This is a genomic window from Sulfurovum sp. bin170, from assembly GCF_010892395.1.
Taxonomy (GTDB): domain Bacteria; phylum Campylobacterota; class Campylobacteria; order Campylobacterales; family Sulfurovaceae; genus UBA1140.
Genome location: NZ_JAACKB010000017.1, coordinates 1 through 6,273, shown reverse-complemented (window position 1 = coordinate 6,273; position 6,273 = coordinate 1). Strand labels below are relative to the sequence as shown.

The following is a 6,273-nucleotide window of genomic DNA, read 5'->3' as shown; positions in this document are numbered from 1 at the left end:
TAATTTAATATCTAAAACAATAATAGTACATTTTTTGTACAAGAGGAGTCGGTTATAAAACTATCTGAAAAAGAGTCACTAATCAAGGGCTTTGCCCTATTTTTTGTGGTCATAGAACTCTTCTTAGCATTTATCTTCTACAACTACTATCGCTTAGAAGAGGAACACCTAAGCGAACAGCTTTTTTTGGAGATGAAGAACTACAGCTTCTTTTTTGATGATAATCGGTTTGAGATGGATATTGTTGCCAAAGTAAATGAGAATCAACTTTATGAACTCTATTTTGATGAGCAAAACCTCTATATTTTGGTGCCATTTGTCCAAGATGAGGAGAGTTCACTTCAGATTATGTACCCTTTAAACTCCTATCATCTGCTCTTAAAAAATATTAGAACCACTCTTCTTTGGCAGTTTTTACTGCTCTCTCTTATCGCTACTTTAATCTCACTACTTTTTTCCCTTTATGCTCTGCATCCTTTGCGAAATGCGTTGTCACTGCTAGAAGAGTTTATCAAAGATATTATCCACGACCTCAATACCCCCATAACTTCCATACTTATTAATTTGAAAATGATGGAGAAAAATGAGGAGGTAGAGAGCATCGCCCAAAGTGCCAATGCCATCTCGATGTTGCATAAGAATTTGGATGTCTATCTCAAAGATATGCAGTTTGAGCAGGAGAAGTTTTCGATTAAAGAGGCAGTTTTGGAGCAGGTTGCTTTTTTCAATTCACTCTATGACTATTTGGATTGGGAGGTTGATGTCAAAGAGCAAATCATCACCTCTAATAAAAATGCTTTGAGCCGAATCATCTATAATCTGTTAAGCAATGCTTGTAAATATAATACCTCCAGTGGTTTTGTCAAAATAAAAATGGAAGAGAATATACTCTCTATCACCAATAGCAGTTATGGGATTAAAAATCCATCTAAAGTATTTGATAGGTTTTATAAAGAGAGTGATAGAGGATTGGGTATTGGGCTTCATATTGTGGAGAAACTTTGTGATGAGCTTGGAATTGAGAAGAGATTGGAGGTTGAGGGTGATGTGGTGACGGTTTCCCTCTCTAGCTTTTTTTAGTCAAGTACTTAATCCCAATCATAGAGACAATCACCTCCAATAGAGAAGCTAAAATAATTGCATAGTAGTAGTGCCCAGTTATTATCTCATGATGGTAACCAACTGTTGCTACAGCTACCAAAAGTGTTAGTGGCATAGATAGTGCTAGTGCTACCAAGATAGACTCTTTGAATCCTATTATTTTGACTAGAGATAGAGACGAGAGTAGTCTAATCATAATCATTGCAGTTAGAATCTTAATAGCCGTTCCAATAGATTCTGTAAAATAATTATAATCAAAAGATGCACCCACATGGATAAAGAAAAGAGGAACCAAGAATCCAAAACCGAAACTTGACATCTTATCCTCTAACTCCTTTTTGTGATGAAAAAAAGTCGAGATAAATAGACCAGCAATAAAAGCACCAAAGGCTAAATCAAGATGAAGTAGATGCATAATTGCAATCATAATAAAAAATATACCCATAGCCAATCTCAAATCTTGGTCTTTATTATCAAGAGGAGGCATCATTACTATTTTTAGTTCAGGATACCACCAGAAGATAAGACGGAAAAGATAGTATAGAGTTAGTACAATAAGTATAAATCCAAGTAGTAGCAGTAGTTTTAAAATAAGAGCCATACTGAAACCTACCTCTACCGCAAACTCCAAAATTGTTAGAGTAGTAATACTAAAGACCTCTCCCCATGCTCCAATCAAAAGAGCTATGCTAACCCATTGGGTACTTTTGCCATGCTCTTTAGAGACTGTTGCGAGTAGTCCAACAGAGATGAGTGGAAGTGCTACAATAATAATAGGGTTAAGCTCTAGTATAAAATAACCTACAAGTAGTGCTAAATTAGGAAGAATAAGTAGAAATTTAGTAGCCCCTGAGAGATGCTCTTGTGGCATCTTATTAAGACTTTTTAAACTAATCTCCAGTCCAGCTAGAAACATCAGATACAAAAAGCCAACTTCTGCAATAAGGTCAAAGTAGTGATTTCCACTCTCACCAACACTTATCAGACCCACATAAGCCAATATAGAACCAATAATTATCTCAATCGGAGCGGTTGGTAGTTTAAAAAGCTTGGAGAGATAAGGGGATAGTACCAAAACAAAAGAGAGTACTAGGATATATGTAACTATATTATCCATTACAAGTTGTTGCTACCTTATAACCTATCTTGTCTAACATGGTTCTATCTTTGATAGGATTATCACCACCTGTTGTTAGATAGTCTCCTATGACAATAGAGTTAATCCCCGCATCAAACATCTCTTTTTCATACCCACCAAACATCTGTTCTCTTCCTCCAGCTACCATCAACAGTCTATCTTCACCAAGAAGCTCTCTAGCTTTTTTGATGACAATAAGTGCTTCATCTCTAGTGATATTTCTTCCTTTTATAGGAAGAGCAGGGTTGGTTATGTAGAAGTTCAGAGGGGTTGATTCGGGCTGAAGCGAGACAATGGAGTTCAGAAGAGACTCTCTATCCTCATCACTTTCACCCATACCCCAAATACCTCCACTACATAGTTGCAATCCAACCTCTTTGACATTGAGACAAGTTTGGTATCTCTCATCCCACGAGTGTGTTGTGCAGATTGTCTCATAGTAGGCTTTTGAGGTCTCCAGATTATGGTTATAGCTATCAATTCCACTCTCTTTTAGAAACCTCAACTGCTCCACTGTAGCAGTTCCATTACAGGCGATAAGATTTAGGTTATCTATCTCTTTTTTGATAGCTTTTGAGGCTCTTGCAACAAAATCCACACTTTTATCTGTCAACCCTTTACCTGCTGTAACGAGACAATACCCCAATGCACCGTGAGCTTTTGCCTGTTTTGCTTCTGCTATAATATTCTCTATAGATTTATAACTATATCGCTCTATATCTGCATGATAACGAACACTCTGCGTACAGAACTTACAATCTTCTTTGCAAGTACCACTCAATATACTGTTGATGGCACATAAAAATATCTCTTTTTTCATAAAAAGATTATACTACAATATTTTTATAAACTCATCTATAATTCTATCTTTATCAAAATCCATAGCTCTAATTAACGATTTTTCTTTATATCTATCTTGTAATTTTTTTTCTTCTTTTATCAGATTCATAGCTTTAGTCATACTATATACATTATCAGTGGGAGTCAAGATTCCATACTCTGCCAACTCAATATCTTCTGTTATCTGAAAATTAATATCTGTTAGTGGAGCCAATATCTCTCTTGGACCACTTCTACAATCGGTGCTAATAACAGGTAATTCACAGGCAAGTGCCTCTACCAATACATTTGGAAAGCCCTCATGATTTGATGCAAACGCGAAACAGTCTGCTTTGGACAGATACTTGTATGGATTTTTCTGTTTTCCCAATAAAAATACTTTCTCTTTTAAGTCTAAAATCTCTATCTGCTTCTCTAAATATTCTCTTAATTTTCCATCACCTATTATATATAGTTTTGCATCAACACTCTGCATCGCTTTAATAAGAAGTATATGATTTTTCCCCTCATCAAGTCGTCCTATGGTGATAAAAGTAAACTCTTCATCCACAGGGGCATCCCCTTTTGAGAGTTTGGTTATCTTCTCTATATCAAAAAGATTATTTATCACTATGGTATCTCTTATATTAAAATTCTCCTCCAAGTCGAGCGTATTACCTTTTGAGTTCCCAACAACTATATCTGCTCTGTTGTAGAATTTTTTTATAAGAAATCTGTTTATTCTGCCTTGTAATCCATCTCTATAATAGAGTGACGGCATTGCTCTTTCGTTAATGATAACCTTAGCCCTCATGCCAATCATCTTTGCTAAAATATTGATGTAACACGCTCTTGTTAAAAACGACATTGATATATCGGAATTTCTATTTATTTTTCTATATTGCCAAGCTAGAATGGGAAGTTTGAGAAGCTTTACCAATCCACTATCATTCAGGTTTGCATTTCCTATTATGACAACTTCAATCTCTTTTGGAATATCGTAAAAGATTATATCATGTATCATAAATAGAGTAATATCGTATCTGTCTTTTAACATAAAGAGCAATATCGAAACCACTCTCTCTGCTCCTCCTGTATCTAGGTCATTTACCAAAATTGATAATTTTTTTTTCATGGCAACCTCATTATATTCCAAAATATATTCTCATAATTTTTACCTTTTTGATGTTCATTAAATAGTTTTCTTAGATATGGTTTGTTGAATCTCTCATCAAGTGACTCTATCTTATCTTGTAGCATATCTCTCATCTCACCTCTAAACCACTCTTGCAGAGGAACTCGAAATCCCATTTTTGGTCTATCGATAAGTCTTTTTGGTACTTGCTTGTAGAGAATATCTTTGAGTATAGATTTCGCACCATGCTTTAGTTTTATCTCTGTGGGCAGAGAGTAGGCAAACTCTACTATGCGATGGTCAAGCAGTGGAACTCTAGCCTCTAGGGAATATTTCATACTTGCTCTATCAACTTTTGTTAATATATCATCAGGCAGATACCTATAAAAATCTATTTTGGAGAAGTTATCAAACGAATCCTCTTGGTTAAGACTCTTAATCTCTTGAACTGAGAGATAGTCCAGACGGTCAAAATTTTGATATAGGAACTCCCTATCAAACATAGACTCCATCTGCCAAGGTTTTAGATATGATGCAATAACAGAGTATAGATTCTCTTTGGTTGGATATTTCAAAGGATAAGCTATCTTCTCTAACCTGTCCTGTTTTGATAGCCGAGCAAGAGAAGAGAGTATATTTCGCGAAAATTGTGGCATTTTATTGAATATCTTGTAGTATTTGTCTGTAAAAAAATATCTATCATAACCCAAGAAAAGCTCATCCCCACCATCTCCACTAAGAGCCACAGTCACCTTCTCTTTTGTAAACTTCGAGAGCAACATAGTTGGCAGAGCAGAGGCATCACCAAACGGTTCATCATAATATCTATCCATATCAGCCATAAGAGCAATTACATCATCAACACCAAATATATACTCATAATGGTCACTTCCTATATGCTCTGCTACCTCTTTTGCAAACCCTGCTTCATTGTAGTTTTTATCCTCAAAACCTATCGTAAATGTCTTTATCTGCTGATTGGTGCTTTGTTGCATAATGCTACTAACCAAAGAGCTATCTATCCCACCACTTAGAAAACTTCCAACCTCCACATCAGACAATAGCCTATATTTGATAGAGCTTCGGATAAGTCTCTCAGTCTCTTCAAGAGCCTCTTCGTAACCAATATCTATCTTGCTGTTTGGCAGAGACCAGTATCTTTTTTTCTTAATAGTCTCACCATCAAATATCAGTAGATGCCCAGCTTCAAGTTTGTAAATATCTTCATAGTAGCTATTGTGAGATGGTGCATATCCAAAACTCATAAACTGGATAAGTGCTTTGTTGCTCTCTTTTGTTTTTAGATGTGGTGCGAACCCTTTTAGCTCACTAGCAAAAGCAAACTCACCATTTTGATATGTCCAGTAGAGAGGCTTTATTCCCACCCTATCGCGAATCAGATAGAGCCTCTGTTCAAATTTGTCAAAAAGAGCAATGGCAAACATACCGATAAGTTTCGAAATAGTCTGCTCAATACCAAATCTGTTAAATAGAGCAAGAAGAGTCTCTGTATCGCTATGGGTTAACCATGAATTGTTGCACTCCTCTCGTAACTCCATATGGTTATATATTTCACCATTAAAAACTATAGAGAATCGTTCACTCTCCATAGGTTGATTGGCTCGTGCATCCAAATCTTGGATAGCCAGACGATTGTGTCCTAGAGATAGTCTATTTCCTGCAAAAATATACTCTTTGACTTGACTGTTATCTACTCCTCGATGGGAAAGCGTTCTGTTTAACTGTTCAATCTCTTCAAGAGACTGCTTTGTGTTATAGTAACCCATGATACTACACATATTTGATACTCCTTTGAATGTGTTTTAATATTGAAATTATACAATTACTTCTTTTATGTAAACTTTAATAAAGTTAGTGATATAATGTTATTATATATTTAATTATACTATATTTTAGAGAGGATTTTCAGATGATTAATCTAGTTATAGGTAAAAATAGTAACCTATCTAAGCTATTTAAAAAAAATATTGACCACACTGTGTTGATTTCATCACAAAATATTAATAGTGAACTTGATAGTCTGAATCTATCTAACTATAGTACTATTAATATTGTATTT

5 protein-coding genes are annotated in these 6,273 nt (G+C 35.3%); 1 reads left to right on the top strand and 4 read right to left on the bottom strand.

The window, feature by feature from the left end:
• Positions 1 to 105: 105 nt before the first annotated feature.
• The gene (locus GSY74_RS00565; protein WP_164663158.1) at positions 106 to 1,080 is read left to right on the top strand and encodes a HAMP domain-containing sensor histidine kinase; all 975 of its coding nucleotides are present in this window, start codon (positions 106 to 108) and stop codon (positions 1,078 to 1,080) included.
• On the opposite strand, the gene GSY74_RS00560 is transcribed toward GSY74_RS00565, so the two are convergent.
• From GSY74_RS00560 to asnB, 4 genes are read right to left on the bottom strand one after another with little or no spacing between them, the layout of a single operon-like run.
• Entirely contained in the window at positions 1,067 to 2,218 is a 1,152-nt protein-coding gene (locus tag GSY74_RS00560) for a cation:proton antiporter (RefSeq protein ID WP_164663157.1), read from the bottom strand. The genes GSY74_RS00565 and GSY74_RS00560 overlap by 14 nt on opposite strands.
• Complete coding sequence (locus GSY74_RS00555) at positions 2,211 to 3,059, bottom strand: biotin synthase (RefSeq protein WP_164663156.1); 849 nt, start codon at positions 3,057 to 3,059, stop codon at positions 2,211 to 2,213. Before GSY74_RS00555 ends, GSY74_RS00560 begins: the two co-directional genes overlap by 8 nt.
• 12 nt (positions 3,060 to 3,071) lie before the next feature.
• Positions 3,072 to 4,193, bottom strand: a complete 1,122-nt coding sequence (locus GSY74_RS00550; protein ID WP_164663155.1) for a glycosyltransferase — start codon at positions 4,191 to 4,193, stop codon at positions 3,072 to 3,074.
• Entirely contained in the window at positions 4,190 to 5,992 is a 1,803-nt protein-coding gene (gene asnB / locus GSY74_RS00545; protein ID WP_164663154.1) for an asparagine synthase (glutamine-hydrolyzing), read from the bottom strand. Before asnB ends, GSY74_RS00550 begins: the two co-directional genes overlap by 4 nt.
• Positions 5,993 to 6,273: the final 281 nt, after the last annotated feature.